Genomic DNA, 22172 nt, shown 5'->3' with positions numbered 1-22172 from the left:
GTATGGAAGCCCACAAAGATGTGTCAAGCCGGCCGCAAATCGGCTTCCAATCGGCCGCGGACGTTGACGCGTCGGCGGCAGGCCTCTACCATCCGATTATGTCAGCTCGGAGCATCGTCGGAATCCTGGTTCTTTTGGCCATGGCCACTGCCTGCAACAGCAAAAGGGTGCGTGTCCCTGCGGCCGACGAGGTCTACGCGCGCGGAACCATGGCGCACGACAGCGAAAGCTACGAGTCTGCGATTCGAGAATATCGCTTCTTCCTCGACCACTACCCACTGGATCCGCGTGCGGAGGAAGTCGAAAGGCGGGTCGCTGATGCCTATTTCGAGGACGGACTCTATCCCGAAGCCATCGCAACTTACGGACATTTCCAGCATATGCATCCAACCAGCGCGGATCAGGCTCTGATCGAATATCGAATCGGAGAGGCCTATCGCCTGCAAATGGATACTGTCGATCGCGACCTCGCGTCGGCCCAGAATGCGCATGAACGATACCGCAACCTCGCCCTGCGCTTCCCGGATACCGCGCACGCGGATCGGGCAAGAGAACAGCTGGCAGAAACGCGAGAGCATCTCGCGCAGCGCGAGCTCTATGTCGCCGAGTATTATGCCGAGAACGACCAGTACCGCGCGGCGACAACGCGCGCCGGCGAAGTCGTGATTCGCTTCCCCGACACGGCCGTCACGGAGAGTGCCATCGCGCTCCTGCAAACGCTGGCCGAGGAAGAAAAAGATCAAACTCTCGACACCCTCTCCGACAATGCGATGGCCGAACTCAAGGCCAATGCGTCCATTCCCGAGGACGAACAGCGCCCGCTCTATGCAGGCCCTGCCCTGAAACTTCTGCGGTTGCACCTCGAGCAATTCAAAACCCAGCCTGCGACCGCTCGCACAGACGACTGATGCCGAAGACCTGCGCCATCGTGGGGATCGGTGGTTTGGGCGCGCCTGCCGCAGCGCTTCTGGGTAGCTTCGGCGACTGCAACCTCCGCCTCCTTGACGATGACTGCGTCGACCTTTCCAACCTGCCCCGACAACCCCTGTTCGGGGAGATGGATATCGGCCAGCGGAAGGCGGAAGTCGCGGCTCGACATATCCAGGACCGACTTCCCGGCCTTAGCGTCGAGTTCCGCGAGGAACGTCTTTCTACCGCCAATGCTGCGAATCTACTTGCGGGAGCGGACGTCGTGATCGACGGCACCGACAATCTGGGGTCCAAAAGATTTCTCAATCAATGGTGCTGCGCTGATCGGACGCCGCTGATCCATGCCGGGGCCTCGGGTTGGGATGGCCAACTGACCACAATTCTCCCGGGCCAATCCGCCTGTCTTGCCTGCCTGTTCGGCGATCTCGCCGACGAAATCGGGGGAGCCGAGACGCCCAACTGCGAGCAGGATGGCATCCTCGGACCTGTCGTCGGGGCTATCGGCCTTGCCGCAGCCCGCGAGGCGATTGCCCTGATGCGGGGCGAAAGCCCTGCTCTCGCCGGGCGATTGGCGATTCTCGACGGACGAACCCAGCGCTGGCGATCGCTGAACACTAGACGCCGCCCGGAATGCCCGGCGTGCGGCAAACTTGCGTAAACCGCTTCGCACCGCGATTATCCGAGATGAAAGAGGAGGTTTTCTCGAAATGCCCGTAACCGTCAAAATACCTACACCCCTGCGGAAATTCACCGCCGGAGCTGAATCCGTCCCAGGAGAGGGTGCCAACGTTGGCGAAGTACTCGCCGATCTGGAATCACGCCACTCCGGATTGCAGGAGCGCCTCTGCGATGAGCAGGGAAAGGTGCGCCGATTTGTGAATCTCTACGTCAATGGCGAAGACATTCGCTTCCTGCAGCAACTCGATACGCCGCTCAAGGACGGGGACGACCTCGCCATTGTGCCGGCGATCGCCGGTGGCAGGGATTAAGAACCCGCCCACACATCCGGCTGGCCAACGGGGCCAATCCGTAATCGACCTGGTGGGGCGAACGCCCCTCCTGCGTCTGCGACAAATCACCCGTGACCTGCCCCCGGATGTCCGGATCTGGGCCAAGCTCGAGGGCTTCAACCCCGGGGGCTCGGTCAAGGATCGCCCCGCCGTGCATATGCTGCAGGCGGGAATTGCCTCGGGAGAACTTCGCCCGGGCAAGACGATCCTCGACTCCACTTCGGGGAATACGGGCATCGCCCTGGCCTTGTATGGAGCGGCACTCGGGCTTCCTGTCGAACTCGTCCTGCCCGCCAACGTGAGCCGCGAACGACGTCAGATCATCGAAGCCTACGGCGCGACTCCGATTGAGAGCGATCCCATGGAAGGATCTGACGGTGCGATCCGACTCTGTCGGGAAATTCTTGCGAAAAACCCGGAGCGCTATTTCAAGCCGGATCAATATTTCAATCCGGTGAACCCACTGGCGCATTATGAAACCACCGGCCCCGAAATCTGGGAGCAAACCGAAGGGCGCGTCACTCATTTTTGCGCGACCATCGGGACCAGCGGTACCGTTATGGGGACCGGACGCTTCCTCAAGGAAAAAAACCCTGACATTCAAATCCTCGCCATCGAACCAGATGACGCCTTTCACGGGCTGGAGGGTCTGAAACATATGGCATCGTCGATCGTTCCGGGGATTTATCACGAGGAGGCATTGGACGGGAAGATTCCTGCACCCACCGACGAAGCCTACGATATGGTCTACCGACTCGGTCGAGAAGAGGGCTTGTTGGTCGGGCAAAGCTCCGGGGCCGCGGCCTGGGCTGCTCTCGAACTGGCCAAAACCATGGACCATGGTGATATCGTGACGATCTTCTGCGACTTCGGCGACAAATACCTCAGCACCAACCTTTGGGCGGGCTGGGACGACATCCCCAAACGCGCGTGAGTCTCAGCTATCGCCAGATCGAGGCTTATAGCCGACAAATCATTCTGCGGGATTTCAGCGGCGCATCGCAGGAGAGGCTTCTCGCGGCTTCGATGCTCATTGACGGGAGCGGGATCGCCGCACGAACCGCCGCTACCTACCTCGCCGGCGCCGGAATCGGCCACCTTCATATTGCGCCGGCACTACTCGAACCCCTGCTCTTCGGTGAACTCGGCCAACGGAATGAAGACACTCTCGTCCACGCGACGGCACCCGACACCTCTCCCGATGTGGTGATTTTGACCGCCGCAGATAACCCGCCGAACCTCCCCCGCCTCGGTTATATCCTCGTCGACCAGGACCGTCGCGGCGACACGCATTTGACGCGATTGCCCGCAGAAAGCTCCCTCGCAGCCTGCCCGGCGTGTTTTCCGCGCGAAACTTCGGACACCCTCGATCCGGCAGCCGCTGCCATCGCTGGCAGTCTGGCCGCGCTGACAGCCATCCGATGGATAGCCGAAATCGGCGAAACAGAACCACCTGCGCGGCAAACACTGGTGCGCGGCGGGAGCATTTTTGAAACCGCTCCGTTCCAACCGAAGAAGCCTTGCGAGTGCCCGTAACCTCCCGGGATTTCCTGATGTTGCCCGCACAGCGCCCCCTAGCTAAAGAACAAAGGTTCATTTTCGCCTACCCACAGGTGAGCTGACCGGTCCGTGTCTCTTCTGCAGAGGCAGCGCCTGCGGCTAATCACCCCCGAAGAATAAAGGAAAAACGTCCATGCCCGATTTGATCCCGCCGCACGGTGGCCTCTCCGAACTCGTATCTTGCACGGTCCCCGCCGATAAAGTCGAAGGCTTTTTGGCAGAGACAGCATCCCTCGAGAAGGTCCCCGTCTCCGACGCCGACCTCTCGACGGTCTATCGTTTCGGCGACGGGGCCCTGACGCCCCTGACAGGTCCCATGGACGAGGCGACCTGGAATCGCGTCCTCGACAAGGCGAGTATCGAGTCCGAAGGCGCAGACTACGCTTGGACGATCCCTTTGGCGCTGCCGGTCACGGCAGAGCTCGGCGGCAAGCTGAAGGAAGGACAGAGCGTTGCTCTGACCAATAGCGCCGGAGAAACCGTCGCTCGGCTCGCGATTTCGAGCATCTACGCCTGGGACAAGCCACGCTATCTACAGGCCGTATACGGGACCGACCGCAGCGATCATCCCGGAGCCAAAATGGCACTGGAGGGGGATGCCGATAAAACCCATCTACTGGGTGGGACGATCGAGGTGCTTCCGCAGCCCAAGGATCCGGCGTTCGGAAAATATGTGCTCACACCGCTCGAAGTTCGTGCACTCCTCGCGGAGAAGGGTTGGAAACGGGTCGTTGCCTTCCAGACACGCAACCCTCTCCACCGCGCACACGAATACGCTTTGGTGCACGGTCTCCAAACGCTGATTCGTGACGGCCACGACGCCGGTGCCTGCCTGAACCCCCTGATCGGGGAGACCAAAGGTGACGACGTCCCCGCGGATGTCCGGATGCAGACGTATGAGGCCCTTCTGAGCAACCGCTCCATCGGCGAAGGCGACTCGGATCCCGACCTTTGGGGACCCCGCGGCGAAGCCTGTTCCGATCGCGTCATCCTGCTCGGCCTCGACATCAAGATGTTCTACGGTGGCCCCAAGGAGGCCGTCATGCACGGCATCTACCGACAGAACTTCGGGTTCACCGATATCGTGATCGGTCGCAAGCACGCCGACGCACCTTTCGCCGACGGATCAGCGATCTGGGGCGACTTCGATGCTCAGGAAATCTTCAACGATCTCGGCGGGAAATTGGAGATCAGCCCCCTCAATGTCGGCTTCGCCGCGTACTACGAGTCGATGGGCCGCGTTGATCTGACCGAAAACCACTCCGACGAGAAACCTGTATCGATTTCCGGCAAGGACGTCCGCGCCGCTCTTCAGGCCGGCAAGCCTGTCGATCCGCGCATCATGCGGGAGTCGACCTCCAAGATTCTCGGAGCAAGAATGAGCTCCTGAAACTTTCAGGTGAACAAAAAAGCCCTCGCCTTGGCGAGGGCTTTTTTTTGCCCAATCACGGCCGCGCACCTGGTAATGCGCCCGTGGGTCTTCGGAAGAGATCAGGCCCCCGGCATCGGAAATGGGCTCATCTCAAAAGAAATCCCGTAAACGCGCACCAATAGAAAACCCAGAGCCAGTAGTGCTCCCAGCAATGCACCCAGCGCACCAAGCGCAACTCCCGTCAGCAACAGCCCTGCCAGCAACCCTGCCACCCCGATCAGCGGTGCCAGAAAACCGGAGTCGCCCATCGGGCCTACCGGTTTGGTGAAATCAGCCACGCCCTGAATGGCCGAACTCGAGAGAACGCCATCATCGAGAAACTGGTCACGGAAATCACTCCAGAATTGATCCACACCAGCGAGAATGCTGTCCCACTCCATCTCCGGAAACATAATCAGCCTTTCTACTTCGTCGCCGCGGTTGCCGGCAGCAGGGCCTGCCCGGAGGGCAAGGTCTGCTGCCGCGGGGCGCTTTCAATTTGCTTTGTTCCTTGGCCCTGCTTGATGCCGGCCCCGTTCGGCATGCCCCTATGGGCCCCGATCCAGACCAGCAGGACGCCCCCTTGGTGATTGCGCCCGCCCAACACAACTCGACCTTTTTGGCCGAGCGTCAGGGCTGTGTCCACCATCATGACTTCTTTTTCGAGGAGCTCAACACGAAGCTCGACACGGCCCGAGGCAGCAGCGATCCGCTCGGCCTGGACCCGCAACTCCAGCCCGGCAGGAAGCAGGAAAGTCGACGGCCGGCCAACGGGCAACTCCTGTGATTCCTGACTGACCAGTTCATAGGATTGATACTGAAAAAGGCGGGTCAGCCGAGCCTGCATGCCCTGCCCCGCGAGTCGCTGATCAATCCGTTTGATCTGATTGCTCGCCAGAACGGTTCCCACCTCGACGCGCACCGAAGAAGCCTCAGGAGCCGAACCGGCATGCGCCGCGACCCCGAGCACCAACAGGGATGTTGCAATCAGGGCAGAAGCTGCCCCGGGAGGGTTACTCATCGACGCGCCTGCGGCGCCGATTCGCCAACCCAGATCACGGCTGTTTCGCCCGCCGGCTCAGCCCACATCGCCATCTCGCCACCGAATTGCTTGAGGGACCGGATCTGGACCTGCTGCGCCGGGGCTGTTGCCGATCCGCCTGTCCCTCCCAAGACCACTGCCCCGGAAGGCCCACTCTTGCCGTTACGGAAGCTCGAGGTTGAGGCGGTCTGCAACAAGGCGTCGGTTTTGGGCGGCAAGCTCCGGGCTACGGCGCCTGTCGGTTCGGACGTTCCAACCAAGGCCGGTTCCTCATCTCCGAGGAGGAAGATCGCCAGGAAGAGAGAGGCCGCCAAGGCCATTCCTCCGCGCAGAAATGCGCTGCCTGATGCTGGCGCCGACTCCTGGGGTCGAAGCCAGATCGACTCGGCCTCATCTGCCGAAGCGCCAAGGCGACCACCGACGGAGGTCTCCTTTTCAGCCCAGAGATTCCGAATATCCGTAGAGGCGGCCGCAATTCGGAAGCCGGACCAACCCGAATCCGCTCGTGACATCTCGTCGATGCCCTCCTCGACGCCCTGCCAAAGTGCCGCCAGATCTCCCGATGGGGCCGGTGTGCTCTCGTTGAGAAGCGTATGGACCCTGTCCCAGACGGCTAATTGATCTTCGCAATCGGCGCACTGTGCCACGTGCAGGGCGACTTCCCGCATCTCACGACCGTGCAACTCGCCGTCATGGAATGTCTCAAGTAGGCTTGCGGTTTCTAGACAATTCATTCGAAGTCCTTCAACAGGGTCTGGAGCTTCTTGCGAGCATAATGGAGGCGGCTCATCACAGTGCCTTTGGAACAATGCATGATCTGGCTGATCTCGTCATACGACAGCCCCTCCAATTCTCTAAGAAGTATCACTGCTCGGTGATCCGGGGTCAACTCAGCGACTGCTTCACGTAAACGTACTCTTAATTCGGCGTCTTTCGTTGCCTCAAAAGGATCCACGGCCGGATCATCGTCCTGAGCGCGGTCAACCGCGTCCTCGCCGGGTCCTTCCTCGGAATTTCGCCTATGGGTGTCTACGATCGGCTTTCGCCACTCTTTTCTCTGGTAATCAATCGCCAGATTCACCGCGATTCGATAAATCCAGGTATAGAAACTTGCCTGTCCCCGGAATCGGGGCAAGGATTTGTAGGCCTTGATAAAGGCTTCCTGCGTCACCTCAAGAGCCGCCTCGGGGTCGTGCAGCATTCCTGTCACGACCGCGAGAACCCGGCGCTGGTACTTCTCGACCAACTGCCGGAAGGCATCCTTGTCGCCCTGTGCGGCGCTTTCCGCCAGAGCTTGATCCTGTCGTTCTGCCACCACTAGACGTTACTCCATGAACAAAAATTCATGACATTTCCGACCAATTTCGGCCCATTTTCAGATCCGTGACAAGAGGCACAGCAAGGGGCACAACCTGTTCCATTTCCTCGCGAACGACAGTTCCGAGTCGCTCGGCATCAGCCTCCAGGACCTCGAAAAAGAGCTCATCGTGGACTTGGAGCAGCATATCCGCCCGCAAATCCTCGCTCGCAAGGCGCTTTTCTACGGTGAGCATCGATAATTTGATGATATCGGCCGCCGTGCCCTGAATCGGGCTGTTCCAAGCCATCCTCTCCGCCGCCTGACGTAAACCAGGCTGTTTTGAGGCCAGCTCGGGCAAATGTCGGCGCCGACCGAGCATGGTTTCCACGTAGCCGCGTTCGCGCCCCTCTTCGAGCACACGATCGGCGAACGCCTGAACCTCCGAGTAACGCTGGAAATAGCGCTCAATTATGCCGGTGGCCTCGGCTCGGGGAATCCCCAACTCGCGCGAGAGGCGCTGCGGACCCATCCCGTACAAGATCCCGAAATTAATCACCTTCGCCTGGCGCCGCATATCGGCACTGACAAAGACCGGGTCCACCTCATACACCTCGGCTGCGGTGCGCCGATGGATATCCTCGCCCGCGCGAAAAGCCTCGACCAGAACCGGATCCGCGGTGAGATGAGCCAACACCCGCAATTCGATCTGCGAATAGTCGGCGGCCAGAAAGATCCAGCCGTCCCGAGCCACAAAGGATTGACGAATCCGTCGGCCCTCTTCCGTTCGCACGGGAATGTTCTGCAAATTCGGATCACTTGAGGACAGTCGACCGGTCGCGGCGACCGTCTGATTGAAATGAGTATGAACGCGTCCGCTGGTCCGATCGACCAGCGAAAGGAGCCCCGTCACATAGGTCGAATTGAGTTTGGACAGGGTTCGGTGGAGGACGATTTTCTCCGCAATCGGACTTTCCTGCGCCAACCGGGCCAAAACATCCGCATCTACCGACAGACCCGTCTTGCCCTTTTTCACCCCCTTGGTCGGCAACGCCAATTTCTCGAAAAGTATCTGCCGGAGTTGCTTGGTGGAGCCGATGTTGAACTCCTCGCCGGCGATCGCGTAGATCTCCCCCTCGAGGAGCTTTACCTTTTCGGAAAACTCGGCGCCGGCCGCCTCGAGCGCCGCAATCGATACGCCGATTCCACGCGCCTCCATAGCCGCAAGGATCGGCACCAGCGGCATCTCCATGTCCCGATAAAGATCGTCAAGACCGGCGGATTCGACTTCTGCGATCAGGACACGGCCCAGCTCGAGCGCTTTCCGAGCCATCAAACCCACCCGGTCGCTTCGGATGGTGGACTCGGGATCGGGGAGAGAGAGACCCTGCCGGTCCCGCAAAAGCGCTTCCAGGGTATGGCCACGGCGCGACGGTTCGAGAACATAGGAAGCAATGCGCAGATCGTGAATCTCGCGCTTGATCACGGTCGTACCAGCCGCCGCAAGGCCCAGACGATGGCATAAGTTACCCCAGCCATCGACATAGCAGGCCCCGGCCCCCGTGGCGTTGATGACCGCACCCAGAGTCGCGGGAATCGAATCGCAGACGACCGTCTTCTCGAGGCTCGACCAGCCGCAGGCTTCTCCATCATCATCGGAAAGGAGGCAAAGAGCGCCATCTTCGGGGCCGGCCAGCAGCCCGAGCAAAGTATCCGGCGACACCAAATCGACAGCAACCGCCGCGACCGGCTCACGCTCGGGCCCCAGAATATCGGCAAGGATTTTATCGAACTCCAGTTCTGCGGAAAGCTTGGCCAGCGCCTCGAGATCTGGCTCTTCGCGCTGGAAGTCCCCCAGAACAACCTCGACATCCTGCCGGATGGTTGCCAGCAGTCGGCTGCGCCAGGCATCTTCCTTGCCCGCCTCGAGCTTCTTGCGAATCCCTGCCGCTCCGCGCAACCCGAGTTCGGCAATCCCGTCCAGATCATCGTAGAGTTTTTCCAGGGAACCAAAGTGCTCGATCAACCGGCGCGCGGTCTTCTCTCCGATGCCCTTGACGCCAGGAATATTGTCGACCGCATCCCCCATCAGGCCTTGCACGTCGATTACTTGCGCGGGCGGAACTCCGAATTTCTTTTCGACCTCGGGTTCTCGACTCACGCGATTCTGCATGGTGTCGACCAACTGGACACCGCCGCCCACCAGTTGCATCATATCCTTGTCGCTGGTGACGATATCGACAGCGCAGCCCTGTTCCCGAGCCTGAGTCGCCAGCGTCCCGATGACATCATCGGCCTCGACGCCGGACACCTCGACCAGAGGCAGGCCCAGTGCCGGGACCATTTTTTTGATCCAGGGAATCTGCGTGACCAGATCCGCAGGCGTCGGGGAGCGATTCGCCTTGTATTGGGGGTCAATTTCGGAGCGAAAGGTTTTACCCCGAGCATCGACGACTACAATAATGCGCGTATCGGGGCCGTCCCGCAGCAACTTCGCCAGCATCGACGTGAAACCATAGACTGCACCTGTCGGGAGGCCGCTACGGTTTGTGAGCGGCGGCAGCGCGTGAAAGGCTCGAAAGAACATATTCGTACCATCCACGAGACAAACCTGTTCCTTGGAAGCCACCTGCAAGAGGTACCAACGAGGCTTTGGCTTGTCGAGGGACACTCTCTGATGTTGACCGCAGAGCAAGCCCGGCATAAAACACGCCCGGCGGGTGCCAATCATGATCGAAGTGCAGGAACTGACGAAAGAGTTCGCCGACCACCAAGCCGTGCGGGGCATTTCTTTTTCTGCAGCCGCGGGCCAGATCGTCGGCTTTCTCGGACCGAATGGCGCGGGGAAAACCACCACGATGAGGATGCTCACCGGTTTCCTGCCGCCCTCCTCCGGCACGGCGTCGATAGCGGGCTTTGACGTACAGGACGCGCCTGACGAAGTCCGTCGCAGGATCGGCTACCTGCCGGAAACGCCTCCCCTTTATCCGGAAATGACCGTGGACAGCTATCTGCTTTTCGTGGCACGGCTCAAGGGAATGCCTCGATCCCGGCTCCGTGCGGCCTGCAATCAGGCTCTCGAGAAGACCAACCTCGTTGACGTCCGCCACCGCATCCTTGGTCATCTGTCGAAAGGCTACCGACAGCGTGTCGGCCTCGCCCAGGCAATTGTGCACGAACCCGAGGTGCTGATTCTGGACGAACCCACCGTCGGCCTGGATCCAGGACAAATCATCGAAATCCGGGAGCTGATTCGGAGCCTCGCCGGGGACCATACCGTAATCTTGTCGACGCATATCCTGCCCGAGGTCGCCGAGACTTGTGAAAAGATTGTGATCATCAACGAAGGCCGTCTCACCCGGGAAGCAACGATGGCGGAAATTCAGGGCGAGGGCTCTCTCGAGCAAGCTTTTCTCGAGGCGATCCGTCTCGACCATGCCGAGCGTCCGGTCACATGAGAACGGTTTGCACCATCGCCGGTCGCGAGTTGCGCGGGATCTTCCATTCCCCGGTCGCATACGTCGTTCTTGCCGGTTTCCTGCTGTTGGGAGGTTGGTTTTTTTATAATCTTCTGGGCCGCTTCAGCATGCTCCTTTCCCTCTATTCCAGCACACAGGCCGGAGGATCCGAGGCGGGTCTCAACCTGAACGAGTTCGTGGTAGGGCCCCTGCTCCACAACCTGGCCGTAATCCTCGTGATCCTGGTGCCGATGATGACCATGCGCTCCATCGCTGAGGAGCGCCGAGCGGGCACCATGGAACTACTCCTCACTTCACCCATCACCACCGGCCAACTCGTGCTGGGAAAATTCCTCGGCTTGGCAACGTTTGTCAGCCTCGTTGTCGGAAGCGCCCTCGCATACGGCTGGATCCTCGCCCAATTCGGGAATCCGGAAGTCGCGGTGATGATGCTCGGCTATTTCGGTCTCTGGCTGATGAGCCTTGTCTTTGTCGCCATCGGTATTTTTGCAAGCAGCCTGACGGAGAACCAGATCATTGCGGCCGTCACCGGACTGGTGATCATGCTGCTGCTCTTCATGATTGCATGGCCGGCCGAAGACGCCTCGCCAGGGCTCGCCAAGGCTCTCGAATACCTGTCCATCACCGCTCATTTCGATGCTCTGGTTCGTGGCGTCCTGAGCACCAATGACCTTGTCTACTTTCTCTCGATGATCGCGGGATGGCTCTTTCTGGCCCAGCGCTCCGTCGAGTCCCTGCGTTGGCGTTGAGCGGAGCGAATTTAATGCATTCCTTTGCCAACCTGCTCGGATTGATCGGCGTCGTACTCACATTCTTCGGTTTCGTGTCCTATATCGGCTACGGCGTCCTCGAGGCCTACAGCACGATCCATCTCCTTCTGGGCGCATCCTGTCTAGCCGCCTGGTTCGTTCTCCGCTTTCGCGATTTGCGGTCTCTCCTGACGGCGCGGCGCACCCAACGCGGCACCAATTTCCTCATCTCCACCGTCCTGTTTCTGAGCCTTCTCGTGATGCTCAATATCCTCGCGATACGCCACGAGTACCGTCTTGATCTGACCGAAGCCGGCCGTTTCAGCCTCTCCCCGCAAGCCGCACAAGTCCTCGACCGTCTCGATTCCCCCTTGAGTTTTGAAGCCTACGTCGAAGGCGGGCAGAGTCCGGATACCCGGTTTCTTCTGGAAAGCTTTCAGGGAGGCAAGTCCACGATATCGATTGAAATGATCGACCCCGACCGCGAACCGGCGCGGACGGAAGAAGCCGGCATCGAGGCTTACGGGGCCGTCCGTATCAGCTATCGCAAGCGCTTCCTCACCGTCCTCGATCCCACCGAAGAATCGCTGACCAATGCGATCATCAAGATCACCCGAAACCAACAGCGTACGATCTGCTTTCTCGAAGGAGAGGGAGAACCTTCACTGCACGAGGCATCCGCACCCGATGGATATGCCGAGGCAGCCCGCGCTCTCGAAAATGAGAATTTTCTGGTGCGATCGCTCCCACTGCTCGAGACGGGACGAGTGCCCGAGGATTGCCAAATCGTCGGGATTGCTGACCCCCGTCGGCCGTTCAGCTCGGCTGTCCTCCGTGCCATCGGTGATTTTCTGGATGCTGGAGGGGCCATGATCTTTCTGCTGCCGCCGAAAAGCGGCAATCAGTTGGCACCGCTTCTCGCGCGGTGGGGCGTGAACATCGGCGACGACATCGTCGTGGACGAAGTGGTCCGCCTATTCGAGGGCCCCACCCTCGGACTCAACCCCATCGTATCGATTTACGGAGCCCATCCCATCACATTGGCGCTGCGGGAACGCACGCTCTTTCCCTTCACGAGAAGCATCCAAACCGGAGCACCGCGCGAGGGCCTGACCAGTGCCACGCTGGCCCGAACCTCGGCGACAAGCTGGGCGGAAGCCGACCTGGAGGGTGTCTTCCGCGAGAACGATGCGTCGTTGTCCCCCGCGGAAGGCGATCGGGCGGGACCCATCAGCGTCGCAGTAGCGGTGAGTGCCAAGCTCGAAGAAATGGGACGAGGCAGCGGCGAAACGAGACTGGTGGTTTTTGGATCCGCACGGCTCGCCAACAATCAGAATCTTGGGCAAGTCTACAATCGAGACCTTTTCCTCAATGCGGTTTCGTGGCTGGCCGCCGAAGACGATCTCGTATCGATTCGCAGCAAGACGATTCGCTCCTCGCGGGTTCGTTTCACCGAAGCCGAAGCGACAACCATCTTCTATCTCTCCGTGTTGGTATTTCCGGAAATCGTCCTGCTCATCGGCCTCGCGGTTTGGTGGCGACGATCCCGCTTCTGATATGCGTCCACGAACCACAGGATTGCTGGCGCTGGCGACTCTTCTGGTCGGCCTCGCCCTGATCCTGGACCAACGCGACATCGCTGTTTCCGGAACCGACACATTGCTGCAGGTCCCTCCAAGCGCCGTGACCTCCATCCGCATCGAAAGACCGGGGGAGTCCCTTCTTTTGCGCAAGGAGGCATCTATCTGGAAAATCGTCGAACCGATCGACGCATTCGCGGATACGGCACGAGTCGAGGTGCTGCTTGAAACCCTCGCGAACCCGGGTGAGTTACGCCCGATCGAACTGGCGGACGAGAACGAGGCCGCCTTCGGGCTGGACCCACCGCTGGCAACCCTTCGATTGGCTACGATCCACCAGGAACTCGCCTCCATTCGCCTGGGCCGGAAAACGCCACTCGGAGAGCGCGCTTATCTGCAGCGCGGCGATGGCTCCGAAACGCTCGTCGCCTCGAGCGATATTCCCTTCGCCGCCAACCGAGGCTTCGAGGACCTACGTCGTCGACAGGTCTTCACCGAGGCACTCGACCCGACCGAAATCCAGCTACGTCGCACCGGTCTCCCGGAGATCGTGCTGCGCGCGACAGGGCAGGACTGGCAGATGCTGAAGCCATATAGCGCAAAAGCGAGCACCTCCTCCGTGAAGCTCTGGATCAGGGCGGTCCGTGGCCTTGAAGCCAAAAGCTTTTTCGATGAACCCGCCGCGGCAGACCTCGCCGCCTACGGATTCGCCCCGGCCCCTCTCGAGATCGTATGGAAGAGCGCGGGGCGAACGCACCGTATCTGGGTCGGGGGTCCAAACCTGCGCGCCGGCGATGATGAGATATGGATACGAACGGACCAATTCCCCACTCTCTACTCGGTGCCAAGGTCCGAAGTGGCGGCAATCGACCTCACCCCGGAGACAATCCGTGACAAATCACTGATCCGTTTGTCGCCAGTCGATATCGAGAAGCTCACGCTGAGTCAGCGCTCCGAACCCGACATCCTGCTCGAGCGTCGTGGCGACCAATGGCTGGCCAATAAAGCGCGCGCAGAGACCATTCGCGTGGAGAGCTACCTCGCCATGACGCTCGCTCTGGCCGGAGCACAAACTTTAAGCACGGCTGGCGGCGCCGAGCACTTCGGACTGGATCAGCCGGACATCGTCGTCACTTTTTCGGGGAAAGATGGTGAGACGCTCGCCCGTTTCCTCATCGCCTCATTCGGCGAAGCGGAGGTGATCAACCGCGAAGGCTCGGCGCTGGTCTATACGATCACATCCGAGCAACGGCGAGCGCTTGAAAAAAGTGTCGCAGATTTTCGCTAACCAAGCGCGAGGAAGAAGCGATCGATCTCCGTATCCGTCCCCACCGTGACGCGAATGGAATCGGGCAGAACGGGAAACCAGCGCACCAGGACCCCCTTGTCGCGAAGGTCCTCAAAAACTTGCTTCTGCGGAACGCCGGGCTTGGTAGCCAGAACGAAATTCGTATGCGAGTCGGCAACCTGGTACCCCCGCTCGCGCAGTTCGTCGACCAAGCGCGTCCGACTTTGCAGAATCTTGCCTCGATTGATCGCGAAATGCTCCTGGTCCAGCAAGGCCGCCTCACCTCCGGCCTGAGCGACGGCGCTCAGATTGTAAGAATCCCGGACCTTGTGTAACTGCGCAGCCAGGTCGGCTGTCGTCAGGGCAAAGCCGACACGAAGGCCGCACAGAGAATAGGATTTCGACAAGGTGCGCAGAACCACCAGGTTTGGATAGGAGCCGACCAGACCAATTGCGTTCTCGGCTGCAAAATCGGCGTAGGCCTCATCCACGACCACCACCGCATCCGGTCGCGACGCCAGAAGACTCCGGACATCCGCGATGGACGGCAAGGTCCCTGACGGTGCGTTCGGACGACAAATCAAGAAAAGTCTCGCGTCGCATTTCTCGAGGGCGGCGCGGGGAAATTCCCAGTTCGGCCCATAAGGCACGCCGAGGGCCTCGACGCCCTGAAGTTCCGCAAGAGTATCGTATAGGGAATATGTCGAAACCGGATACGCCACCCGGTCGCCCGCATCGAGAATCGCACGAAACAAAACCGTCAGGAGTTCGTCGGATCCATTGCCCACCACAACTCCATGCGGATCCACACCCCATACCGAGCCTGCAGCCTTCCGCAGGGAAAGTGCCGACGGGTCCGGGTAGAGCCGTAAATCACTCGCGGCGGCACGAATCGCTTCGATCACTCGTGGAGAAGCCGCATAGGGATTCTCATTCGTATTGAGTTTTACGACGTCAGGCGAGTTGGACTGCTCACCCGGCTTGTAACCGCCCATTTCGGCCACTGCGGGGCGGACCAACCGCGCGGCTGCCGGGCCATCTGCTGTGCGTGTCATTCTTTCCTCCACGATAACAACAATCGTCTTCCCTCGCTAAAGAACCTGGCTCCGAACTCCGATCGACTTTGGCATACAGAACCGGACAGATGAACCAGAACAACGAATGCGGACCCGTATGAAGCTGAGCGTCACCTATAGTGCATACCGCGAGATGGAACAGATCTTTGGACCCTCGCTACAGGAGATCGGCGACGCCATTCTCGATCTTGCTGACAACCCTTTGCCCTATGGATCATCGATCCTGGAAGGCAGAGGCGGCTGCCTCTCCCTCCCGATCGAAGGCTACTCGATTCTATACGATTTTGACGAGCGGGACGACGCCCTGACTGTCCTTGGCGTGATCGACAGTCAAATCGAGACGCTCCATTAGAGGCAGCGGTTCAGGGATCAACTGGTGCGGGAAAACGCGACCGCGGCCAGACCCTCAGGCAGGCGCAGACCGAAACGTTCGGGATCGTCGGCCAGAAGAGCACTGCCGATCACCTTCGGAACATAGCGCCGGGTCACCGGTGGCAGAAGCTTGGCCTCCGAGAGTTCCCAAAAGCTTGCGCCCGGGCGAGCCCTCATCGCCCGACGAACTCTAGAAGGGCCGGCGTTATACGCAGCGAGAGCCAACTCCCACGAACCGAAGCGATCATGCAAATGTCGGAGGTACTGGATTGCGGCTGCTGTGGATTTGACCGGGTCTCGGCGTTCATCCAGCTGGCCGTCCACCCGCAAACCATAGGCCTGCGCCGTTGCCTTGGTGAATTGCCACAAACCGACGGCTCTCCGCCCGCGCGCTTCGGGATGGAATACGCTTTCGACCATGGGTACGAATGCCAATTCGCGGGGCACGTTATGATGAACGAGCTGCTCCTCGATCATCGCAAAGAAAGCATCCGCCCGCCGCAGGCCGACGCGGACAGTCCAACTATCGCGCGCGAGATCGTGTGCCTGGGCCACGACAGCGGGATGGTCCCGGAGAGCGCCTACCGTGCGGTTCGCGTAGGCCACCCGCTTCTGCACCGGATGGCTCAGGATCGGCAGAGAGGGCACCTCGACCACGACCGCGGGAACGACCTCGACCGGAAGAGGAAGCTCCTGCAGTGAGGCCTCCTCCGCTGTGGAACAGGAACAACACAACAGGAACCCGAATAGGGCCTGATGTAATTTCATAGAATTTCCGGGATCGCTGCAACAGAGAAATCGCAGACTCCAGAGCAAATCCTACTGCAGCAGCCTGCAACCGGCAAGCTGTCCGGATTTGCGCTATAGGTCCATCTGCTTGGGGGAAATCCGCCGAGAGGCGAATCGCAAGCGAACCGCTCAACGAACAAGAAAGGAAAGAAAATGCCCGTTTTCAATGGAATTATTGCCAGCGCCATCGGCTTTCTGCTGACAATCGGCCTGCTGGGGTGTGCCGGTGAGGGACCTGAACCCGGGGTCGGACCCAGTGGGGAATATGTGGCAATCCAAGCCGAAATATTCACACCCAGTTGCATTTCCTCTTCCTGCCACTCCTCCGGAACCCGCGCTGGCGGTCTCTCCCTTACCGCAGCGGAATCCTACGACGCGCTCGTGAATATTGTGCCGGCCAACGCCGCCGCGGCGGAACGCGGCTACCTGCTCGTCTCCCCCGAAGACGTCAGCGCCAGTTATCTTGTGAACAAGGTAAATGGCGACCTCGCCGACGGCGAAGGCCTCGTCATGCCTCTGGGCGCACCGCTCCTGTCACCCGACCAAATTGCCATGATCGAAATCTGGATTGAAAACGGCGCTCTGCCGCCAAGCGAAGACTGAAAACGACCCTGATGGCGCGAAAGAGCAGGCATCTCCCCTTCGAGGGGCGTCGACCAGCATTTCGACACAGCCTTGCGACGATTCTGGCAATCCTTCTGGCCCTCCCGACCCATAGTTTCGGACGGCTCGACCGTCTGCCTTTCGGACTGCTTTATGGTGCACCGAAAATCACTGTGCCGGCCGAACAGATTTATGTCCGGCTCTGGAGCGAGGGAGGCAGAATCCATCTGCGCTTTGTCCCCGACAATGAGACCCACGAAATTTCGGGGTCGCTGATCGCGACCGGCCGAGGCGTCTTCAAGGACACCGCGCCGCTATCCGAGAAGCTTCGTATTCGCCAGCAGCGCCCCAGTCGGATCGATTTCGATGGAACCTCGGAGACCAGCCTCAATGGACTGGACGTCATTCTTGCCGGCGACTTCCAATCGCTGATCGTCGACATCAAGGTCGACGGTCGGCAAATGCCGAGGCGATTGCGAATCGGCAGTGACCAGGATTCACCCACCAAGCTTCCCGTCGAATTCGGGCTCGGCGGAGCTGACGAAACCTGGTTGGACCGTTTCGGCTTCTAATCTCGCGCTGGCTTGCGCGCCGCCGTGATTTCCAGCGTCTGGCCGTCTGGATCGCGCAACAAAAACGCCACGACAACGTCTCCGACCTTCACAATCGTCGACTCGAGAACCTCGACTCCGGCGTCGCGAAACCCCCCAAGCACAGCGCTCGGATCCTCGGCCTGCAACGAAAGATGCGTGAACCCGTGCTGATGCATCGGCCGCGCGCGTTCACCCGCCACACTTTCAGGGTTACGATAGTGAAGTAATTCAAGGGTCAGGCCGTCACGCTCGAGATAAACCGCGACAAGATCGACATCCGCCAACTGCAGCAAGCGACTCGCGAGATCCCCCTGGACCTCCAGCCGATCTCTTTCGCGGAAGCCAAGAAGATCCCGGTAAAAACAGAGAGATACTTCGAGGTCCGAGACGCAAAGACCGATATGCGACACCGCATGCAACGCCAGACTCACCCTCAGCCCTCCCGCAGAGCCAAAGCCTGATCGATCGCAAAATAAGTCAAAATCAGATCGGCACCCGCTCGACGGATCGCCACAAGGCTCTCCTCGCGCACACGAGCCTCGTCCAACCACCCGCGTTCCGCTGCGGCCTTGATCATCGCGTATTCACCACTGACTTGATAAGCGGCAACCGGCACATCACAAGAAGCCCGGACATCCGCGAGAATATCGAGGTTCGGTCCAGCAGGTTTGACCATCACCATATCCGCACCTTCTTCCAGATCGAGAGCCAACTCTCGCTGAGCTTCGCGTCGGTTGGCCGGGTCCATTTGATACCCACGTCGATCACCGACACTCGGCGCCGAATCAGCAGCGTCGCGAAACGGACCATAAAAACCCGAGGCATATTTCACCGCGTAGGAGAGGATCGGAAGGTCCTCGAATCCATGATCATCAAGGGCATCTCGAATCGCCGCGACACGACCATCCATCATATCCGAAGGAGCCACAATATCCGCGCCCGCACGGGCATGCGAAACAGCTTCTCTTGCCAAGAGGTCCAGTGTCGGATCGTTCAAAACCTCTTCGCCCTGAAGCACCCCGCAATGTCCGTGGTCGGTATATTCGCAAAGACAAACGTCAGTGATCAGAAGCAACTCCGGCAGCTTCTTTCGCAATTCAGCGAGAGCTTGTTGAACAATACCGTCGTCTCGCCACGCATCACTCCCCTGCGCATCTTTTTCCTCCGGAATACCGAAGAGAATCACGCTCCGAACGCCAGCGTCGAAGGCCCTGCCGGCCTCTTCGGCGACGCGGTCCACCGACCATTGGGAAACACCGGGCATGGACGGTACCGGACGCGAAACCCCGGTCCCCGGCACCACAAAGAGCGGCAATACGAGCTGAGACGCTTCCAGACGTGTTTCGCGCACCAGTTGGCGAATCCGTGCCGTGCGGCGCAAGCGACGAGGTCGAACAAGGGGATACATGCTCATTGTCAAAATCTCCTAGAGCTTCGCGGTAATGGCCGCAGCCAGGTCGGGAATCGTAAACGGGTTTGCTTCGATATCGGCAGCCCAACCGGCATCACGAATCGTCCGAGCGGTAATCGGACCGATGGAGGCGAGCTTGATCTTGTCCAGAACGGATCGGCCCTCTCGGGATTGATCGAGAATGCCCAGAAAACTGGTAAAGGTGCTCGAGCTCGTGAAAGTGATGCAATCCGGCAGACCTTCCGCGACAATCTTGTCCCAGGCCGCAACACCATCTTGCGGTGCCACGCTTCGATAGGTCAGGATCTCCTTCACGTTGGCGCCACGCTCGCGCAAGGTCTCGGGAAGAATCGATCGTGCCCCTTCGGCACGGGGCAACAAAACCCGGCACCCCTCTAGAGAATCCTGCGCGAAAGCCTCAAGAATACCCTCGGCGCGAAACTCGGAGGGCAGCACATCCACAAGCAATTGCCGGTCGGCAAGGCTGCGCGCGGTCTGGGGGCCGATCGCCACAAGACGCAGCCCCGCCAGACTGCGGGCATCCAACCTCTCCTCCTTCAAGATCCGGAAGAATTGATCGACGCCGTTTGTGCTCGTGAAAATCAGAACGTCATAAGAATCGAGGCGTTGAATTTCCTCGCGCAAGGGCGTGGCGTCCAGCGGAAGGATTTCGATTGTGGGACACTCCAGAACTTCAGCACCCTGCTCGGCCAGCAAACCGGCCAACCGGGGCGCTTGATGCTTTGGTCGTGTCACGACGATCCGACGCCCGAAGAGCGGTCGCCGCTCGAACCATTCCACCGAGCTCCGCAAACGAACCACTTCGCCAATCACCACAGTCACCGGAGGCCTCAGATTCAGACTGGCCACCTGGTCGGCAAGATCCTCAAGAGTTCCAACCAGAGTTTTCTGGGCAGGACTCCCCCCCCACTGGATTGCCGCAGCTGGGGTCTCCGGTGCCAGTCCTGCCGCCTGGAGGGCCGAGAGATTACGGCGCATCTGCGTCAACCCCATGAGGATGACGATCGTATTCCCCGCTTGGGCAACGGCCTCCCAATGAATCTGCGTTTCTTTTTTATCCGCGGCATCATGCCCCGTGAGGATCGTGACCCCGGAAACCCAATCACGATGGGTCACAGGAATTCCGGCCAGACTCGGCACGGCGAGTGCGGAAGTCACGCCCGGCACGATCTCAAATCGAATCCCCGCCTCACGAAGAATCTCGGCCTCCTCCGCGCCTCGTCCGAAAACCATGGGATCGCCCCCCTTGAGACGGACAACGCAAAGCCCCTCGCTTGCCCTGTCAATCAGGAGTCGGTTGATATCCGCCTGCTCAAGAACATGCGGACCCTGCCCATGTTTGCCGGCGAAGATCCTTTCCGCCTCCGGTGGGGCATGAGCGAGGAGCTCCGGGTTGGCCAGATAGTCGTAGAGGACCACATCCGCTTGCTCCAGACACTCACGCCCGCGCAATGTCAGCAGACCCGGAGCCCCCGGCCCCGCACCTACCAGATAGACCAACCCCGAACTCATCGAAGCTCTCCTGCCGAACCAGGCTCGCAAGCGGGCAGAAGTTCCCAGTTCCTGATAAGAGATTTAGCTCTATGCTGTTGCGCTTGCTTGTCCCGGCCCTGCTCGTGATGCTTTGGCCAATGACGCAAAGCCGGGCCACTACGCCCACGCCCCAGCCCACCCCGACAGCCATCCCGGGTACGCCAATCACGGTCGATGGAACTATCTTTGCCCTGAGTTGCTTGCTTCGCGAACCCTCTCAGCTCGCAGATCTCGCCGATTGCAGTCGCGCGAGCCTCGCCAATGGTGCGTCTCTCGCCATCCGGGAAGCGAAGACTGGTCGTATTTTCGGGATCGCCGCCGCAGCACCTGCGAGTGATCCTGCGGGCATGGCTCGTGAATATATTGCCGAGGAGGTTCGGATCCGGGGACGGCTCTATCGCCGCTCGGACTTTACCATCCTCGTCCCCGAAACGATTCAGGGAGCCCTGCCCACGCCCGGCGAAGACCTCGACCGCTGAACCGACTGCCCTCAGTTCGCCCAAATCGCTCGCTCCACCTCCGCCAGAATTTCGGCTGCTCCCTGATCCAGAAGGCGCGAAGCAACTTCGCGGCCCAACCATGCAGCCTCTTCCGGCGCGGCGGTGAGTGTCGTTCGAAGAATATTCTGACCATCGAGCGATGCGACCAGACCATCGCAGCGCAGATGGGTCTCCTCCGCGCGACACCAGGCCGCGACGGGTGCGGTGCAACTCGCATCGAGCGCATGTACAAAGGCTCTTTCCGCAGCAGCGGCCGTTGCCGCCGCTGGATCATGCAGAGGCGCTAATCGCCGACGCGTCGCTTCATCATTTGCGCGGATTTCGATCGCGAGGATCCCTTGGCCGGCGGCGGGGAGAAACGTCTCCGAGGCAAGGGGATGGACTTGAACATCGAGCCCCAACCGTTGGATCCCGGCGGCCGCAAGCACCACGGCATCCATATCCTCGCCATCGAGAAGGCCCAGTCGGGTGTCGACGTTGCCACGAATCGCCACCACCTCGAGGTCGGGACGAAGAGAGGCCAGTTGCGCTCGGCGGCGCAGGCTTCCGGTTCCAACGCGAGCACCCTGAGGGAGGCCATCGAGTCCCTCTTCCGGCCCCTGAAACTCGCGCGAGCGCACCAGAACATCACGTTCGTCCACCCGTGCCCCGATAGCGCCGAGAATGAAACCGTCGGGCAGAGTCGCAGGCACATCCTTCATCGAGTGGATCGCCATGTCGATCTCATCGGACAACAGAGCTTCTTCGAGTTCCTTGATGAACAAGCCCTTGCCGCCCACCTTCGCCAGCGAAACCTTGGACAATCTGTCGCCCGAGGTTCGGACGATTACCATTTCGGTCGACTCACCTGACGCTTCAAGAAGCGCGGCAGCCTGACCGGACTGCGTGCGCGCGAGGTCGCTCCCTCGCGTCCCCACTCGAAGCGGCG

24 protein-coding genes and 1 pseudogene are annotated in these 22172 nt (G+C 60.1%); 14 read left to right on the top strand and 11 right to left on the bottom strand.

Features of this window, described 5'->3' with window-relative positions; all coding sequences use genetic code 11:
* The first annotated feature begins 2 nt into the window (after positions 1-2).
* From bamD to P8K07_01580, 6 genes are all read left to right on the top strand, one after another.
* A complete protein-coding gene (bamD, locus tag P8K07_01605) occupies positions 3-908 on the top strand; it encodes an outer membrane protein assembly factor BamD (protein MDG1957216.1) in 906 nt (301 codons plus the stop codon).
* Positions 908-1588: a ThiF family adenylyltransferase gene (locus P8K07_01600; protein ID MDG1957215.1), complete on the top strand. Its 681-nt coding sequence runs from the start codon at positions 908-910 to the stop codon at positions 1586-1588. The genes bamD and P8K07_01600 overlap by 1 nt, the downstream gene beginning before the upstream one ends.
* 49 nt (positions 1589-1637) lie before the next feature.
* Positions 1638-1919: a MoaD/ThiS family protein gene (locus P8K07_01595; protein MDG1957214.1), complete on the top strand. Its 282-nt coding sequence runs from the start codon at positions 1638-1640 to the stop codon at positions 1917-1919.
* On the top strand, positions 1906-2874 hold the full coding sequence (locus P8K07_01590; protein ID MDG1957213.1) for a cysteine synthase family protein: 969 nt from the start codon (positions 1906-1908) through the stop codon (positions 2872-2874). Before P8K07_01595 ends, P8K07_01590 begins: the two co-directional genes overlap by 14 nt.
* Positions 2871-3476: a hypothetical protein gene (locus P8K07_01585; protein MDG1957212.1), complete on the top strand. Its 606-nt coding sequence runs from the start codon at positions 2871-2873 to the stop codon at positions 3474-3476. The genes P8K07_01590 and P8K07_01585 overlap by 4 nt, the downstream gene beginning before the upstream one ends.
* Positions 3477-3633: 157 nt before the next feature.
* A complete protein-coding gene (locus P8K07_01580; GenBank protein MDG1957211.1) occupies positions 3634-4890 on the top strand; it encodes a sulfate adenylyltransferase in 1257 nt (418 codons plus the stop codon).
* 101 nt (positions 4891-4991) lie between these two features.
* Here P8K07_01580 and P8K07_01575 read toward each other — a convergent pair whose 3' ends face one another.
* From P8K07_01575 to polA, 5 genes are read right to left on the bottom strand one after another with little or no spacing between them, the layout of a single operon-like run.
* Positions 4992-5324, bottom strand: a complete 333-nt coding sequence (locus P8K07_01575) for a hypothetical protein (GenBank protein MDG1957210.1) — start codon at positions 5322-5324, stop codon at positions 4992-4994.
* Between the two features lie 11 nt (positions 5325-5335).
* Complete coding sequence (locus tag P8K07_01570; protein ID MDG1957209.1) at positions 5336-5932, bottom strand: hypothetical protein; 597 nt, start codon at positions 5930-5932, stop codon at positions 5336-5338.
* Positions 5929-6687, bottom strand: a complete 759-nt coding sequence (locus tag P8K07_01565) for a zf-HC2 domain-containing protein (GenBank protein ID MDG1957208.1) — start codon at positions 6685-6687, stop codon at positions 5929-5931. Before P8K07_01565 ends, P8K07_01570 begins: the two co-directional genes overlap by 4 nt.
* Positions 6684-7268 (bottom strand): sigma-70 family RNA polymerase sigma factor, encoded by a 585-nt coding sequence (locus tag P8K07_01560; GenBank protein ID MDG1957207.1) that lies wholly within the window; start codon positions 7266-7268, stop codon positions 6684-6686. Before P8K07_01560 ends, P8K07_01565 begins: the two co-directional genes overlap by 4 nt.
* 28 nt (positions 7269-7296) lie before the next feature.
* Positions 7297-9879 carry a DNA polymerase I gene (gene polA, locus P8K07_01555; GenBank protein ID MDG1957206.1) on the bottom strand — a complete coding sequence of 861 codons (2583 nt, stop codon included), beginning with the start codon at positions 9877-9879 and terminating at the stop codon, positions 7297-7299.
* Positions 9880-9979: 100 nt separating this feature from the next.
* On the opposite strand from polA, the pseudogene P8K07_01550 reads away from it, so the two are divergent.
* The 4 genes and pseudogenes from P8K07_01550 to P8K07_01535 all read left to right on the top strand — a co-directional run bounded on the left by P8K07_01550 (position 9980) and on the right by P8K07_01535 (position 14346).
* Positions 9980-10606 (top strand): annotated as a pseudogene (locus P8K07_01550) (ABC transporter ATP-binding protein).
* A gap of 98 nt (positions 10607-10704) precedes the next feature.
* Positions 10705-11478: an ABC transporter permease subunit gene (locus P8K07_01545; GenBank protein ID MDG1957205.1), complete on the top strand. Its 774-nt coding sequence runs from the start codon at positions 10705-10707 to the stop codon at positions 11476-11478.
* Positions 11479-11492: 14 nt separating this feature from the next.
* On the top strand, positions 11493-13034 hold the full coding sequence (locus P8K07_01540) for a Gldg family protein (protein ID MDG1957204.1): 1542 nt from the start codon (positions 11493-11495) through the stop codon (positions 13032-13034).
* 1 nt (position 13035) lies between these two features.
* Positions 13036-14346, top strand: a complete 1311-nt coding sequence (locus P8K07_01535; protein ID MDG1957203.1) for a DUF4340 domain-containing protein — start codon at positions 13036-13038, stop codon at positions 14344-14346.
* Here the strand turns inward: P8K07_01535 and hisC are convergent.
* Entirely contained in the window at positions 14343-15401 is a 1059-nt protein-coding gene (gene hisC, locus P8K07_01530) for a histidinol-phosphate transaminase (protein ID MDG1957202.1), read from the bottom strand. The two genes, P8K07_01535 and hisC, sit on opposite strands and share 4 nt — an antisense overlap.
* A 118-nt stretch (positions 15402-15519) precedes the next feature.
* Between hisC and P8K07_01525 the strand changes: the two genes are divergently transcribed.
* On the top strand, positions 15520-15774 hold the full coding sequence (locus P8K07_01525) for a type II toxin-antitoxin system RelE/ParE family toxin (protein ID MDG1957201.1): 255 nt from the start codon (positions 15520-15522) through the stop codon (positions 15772-15774).
* Between the two features lie 17 nt (positions 15775-15791).
* Here P8K07_01525 and P8K07_01520 read toward each other — a convergent pair whose 3' ends face one another.
* Positions 15792-16562: a lytic transglycosylase domain-containing protein gene (locus P8K07_01520; protein MDG1957200.1), complete on the bottom strand. Its 771-nt coding sequence runs from the start codon at positions 16560-16562 to the stop codon at positions 15792-15794.
* A gap of 174 nt (positions 16563-16736) precedes the next feature.
* On the opposite strand from P8K07_01520, the gene P8K07_01515 reads away from it, so the two are divergent.
* Positions 16737-17186: a hypothetical protein gene (locus P8K07_01515; GenBank protein ID MDG1957199.1), complete on the top strand. Its 450-nt coding sequence runs from the start codon at positions 16737-16739 to the stop codon at positions 17184-17186.
* 11 nt (positions 17187-17197) lie between these two features.
* Positions 17198-17758, top strand: coding sequence for a hypothetical protein (locus P8K07_01510; GenBank protein MDG1957198.1), 561 nt, complete (start codon positions 17198-17200; stop codon positions 17756-17758).
* Here P8K07_01510 and P8K07_01505 read toward each other — a convergent pair.
* From P8K07_01505 to cobA, 3 genes are read right to left on the bottom strand one after another with little or no spacing between them, the layout of a single operon-like run.
* Positions 17755-18210: a VOC family protein gene (locus P8K07_01505; GenBank protein ID MDG1957197.1), complete on the bottom strand. Its 456-nt coding sequence runs from the start codon at positions 18208-18210 to the stop codon at positions 17755-17757. The two genes, P8K07_01510 and P8K07_01505, sit on opposite strands and share 4 nt — an antisense overlap.
* Positions 18211-18212: 2 nt before the next feature.
* Positions 18213-19193 carry a porphobilinogen synthase gene (hemB, locus tag P8K07_01500; GenBank protein MDG1957196.1) on the bottom strand — a complete coding sequence of 327 codons (981 nt, stop codon included), beginning with the start codon at positions 19191-19193 and terminating at the stop codon, positions 18213-18215.
* A 12-nt stretch (positions 19194-19205) separates the two neighbouring features.
* Positions 19206-20723 carry a uroporphyrinogen-III C-methyltransferase gene (gene cobA, locus P8K07_01495; GenBank protein MDG1957195.1) on the bottom strand — a complete coding sequence of 506 codons (1518 nt, stop codon included), beginning with the start codon at positions 20721-20723 and terminating at the stop codon, positions 19206-19208.
* Positions 20724-20794: 71 nt separating this feature from the next.
* On the opposite strand from cobA, the gene P8K07_01490 reads away from it, so the two are divergent.
* Positions 20795-21223: a hypothetical protein gene (locus P8K07_01490; GenBank protein ID MDG1957194.1), complete on the top strand. Its 429-nt coding sequence runs from the start codon at positions 20795-20797 to the stop codon at positions 21221-21223.
* An 11-nt stretch (positions 21224-21234) separates the two neighbouring features.
* Here the strand turns inward: P8K07_01490 and hemC are convergent, their stop codons facing one another.
* The gene (gene hemC, locus P8K07_01485; GenBank protein ID MDG1957193.1) at positions 21235-22161 is read right to left on the bottom strand and encodes a hydroxymethylbilane synthase; all 927 of its coding nucleotides are present in this window, start codon (positions 22159-22161) and stop codon (positions 21235-21237) included.
* Positions 22162-22172 lie beyond the last annotated feature (11 nt).

This window comes from Candidatus Binatia bacterium, from assembly GCA_029248525.1.
Taxonomy (GTDB): Bacteria; Desulfobacterota; Binatia; order UBA12015; family UBA12015; genus UBA12015.
This window is presented reverse-complemented; position numbering and strand designations above follow the sequence as displayed.

Bases quoted from the DNA above. Each gene is read 5' to 3' on its own strand.
- bamD (MDG1957216.1), top strand. From the start codon at position 3: ATGGAAGCCCACAAAGATGTGTCAAGCCGGCCGCAAATCGGCTTCCAA.
- P8K07_01600 (MDG1957215.1), top strand. From the start codon at position 908: ATGCCGAAGACCTGCGCCATCGTGGGGATCGGTGGTTTGGGCGCGCCT.
- P8K07_01595 (MDG1957214.1), top strand. From the start codon at position 1,638: ATGCCCGTAACCGTCAAAATACCTACACCCCTGCGGAAATTCACCGCC.
- P8K07_01580 (MDG1957211.1), top strand. From the start codon at position 3,634: ATGCCCGATTTGATCCCGCCGCACGGTGGCCTCTCCGAACTCGTATCT.
- P8K07_01575 (MDG1957210.1), bottom strand. From the start codon at position 5,324: ATGTTTCCGGAGATGGAGTGGGACAGCATTCTCGCTGGTGTGGATCAA.
- P8K07_01570 (MDG1957209.1), bottom strand. From the start codon at position 5,932: ATGAGTAACCCTCCCGGGGCAGCTTCTGCCCTGATTGCAACATCCCTG.
- P8K07_01565 (MDG1957208.1), bottom strand. From the start codon at position 6,687: ATGAATTGTCTAGAAACCGCAAGCCTACTTGAGACATTCCATGACGGC.
- P8K07_01545 (MDG1957205.1), top strand. From the start codon at position 10,705: ATGAGAACGGTTTGCACCATCGCCGGTCGCGAGTTGCGCGGGATCTTC.
- P8K07_01540 (MDG1957204.1), top strand. From the start codon at position 11,493: ATGCATTCCTTTGCCAACCTGCTCGGATTGATCGGCGTCGTACTCACA.
- P8K07_01535 (MDG1957203.1), top strand. From the start codon at position 13,036: ATGCGTCCACGAACCACAGGATTGCTGGCGCTGGCGACTCTTCTGGTC.
- hisC (MDG1957202.1), bottom strand. From the start codon at position 15,401: ATGACACGCACAGCAGATGGCCCGGCAGCCGCGCGGTTGGTCCGCCCC.
- P8K07_01525 (MDG1957201.1), top strand. From the start codon at position 15,520: ATGAAGCTGAGCGTCACCTATAGTGCATACCGCGAGATGGAACAGATC.
- P8K07_01520 (MDG1957200.1), bottom strand. From the start codon at position 16,562: ATGAAATTACATCAGGCCCTATTCGGGTTCCTGTTGTGTTGTTCCTGT.
- P8K07_01515 (MDG1957199.1), top strand. From the start codon at position 16,737: ATGCCCGTTTTCAATGGAATTATTGCCAGCGCCATCGGCTTTCTGCTG.
- P8K07_01510 (MDG1957198.1), top strand. From the start codon at position 17,198: ATGGCGCGAAAGAGCAGGCATCTCCCCTTCGAGGGGCGTCGACCAGCA.
- hemB (MDG1957196.1), bottom strand. From the start codon at position 19,193: ATGAGCATGTATCCCCTTGTTCGACCTCGTCGCTTGCGCCGCACGGCA.
- cobA (MDG1957195.1), bottom strand. From the start codon at position 20,723: ATGAGTTCGGGGTTGGTCTATCTGGTAGGTGCGGGGCCGGGGGCTCCG.
- P8K07_01490 (MDG1957194.1), top strand. From the start codon at position 20,795: ATGCTGTTGCGCTTGCTTGTCCCGGCCCTGCTCGTGATGCTTTGGCCA.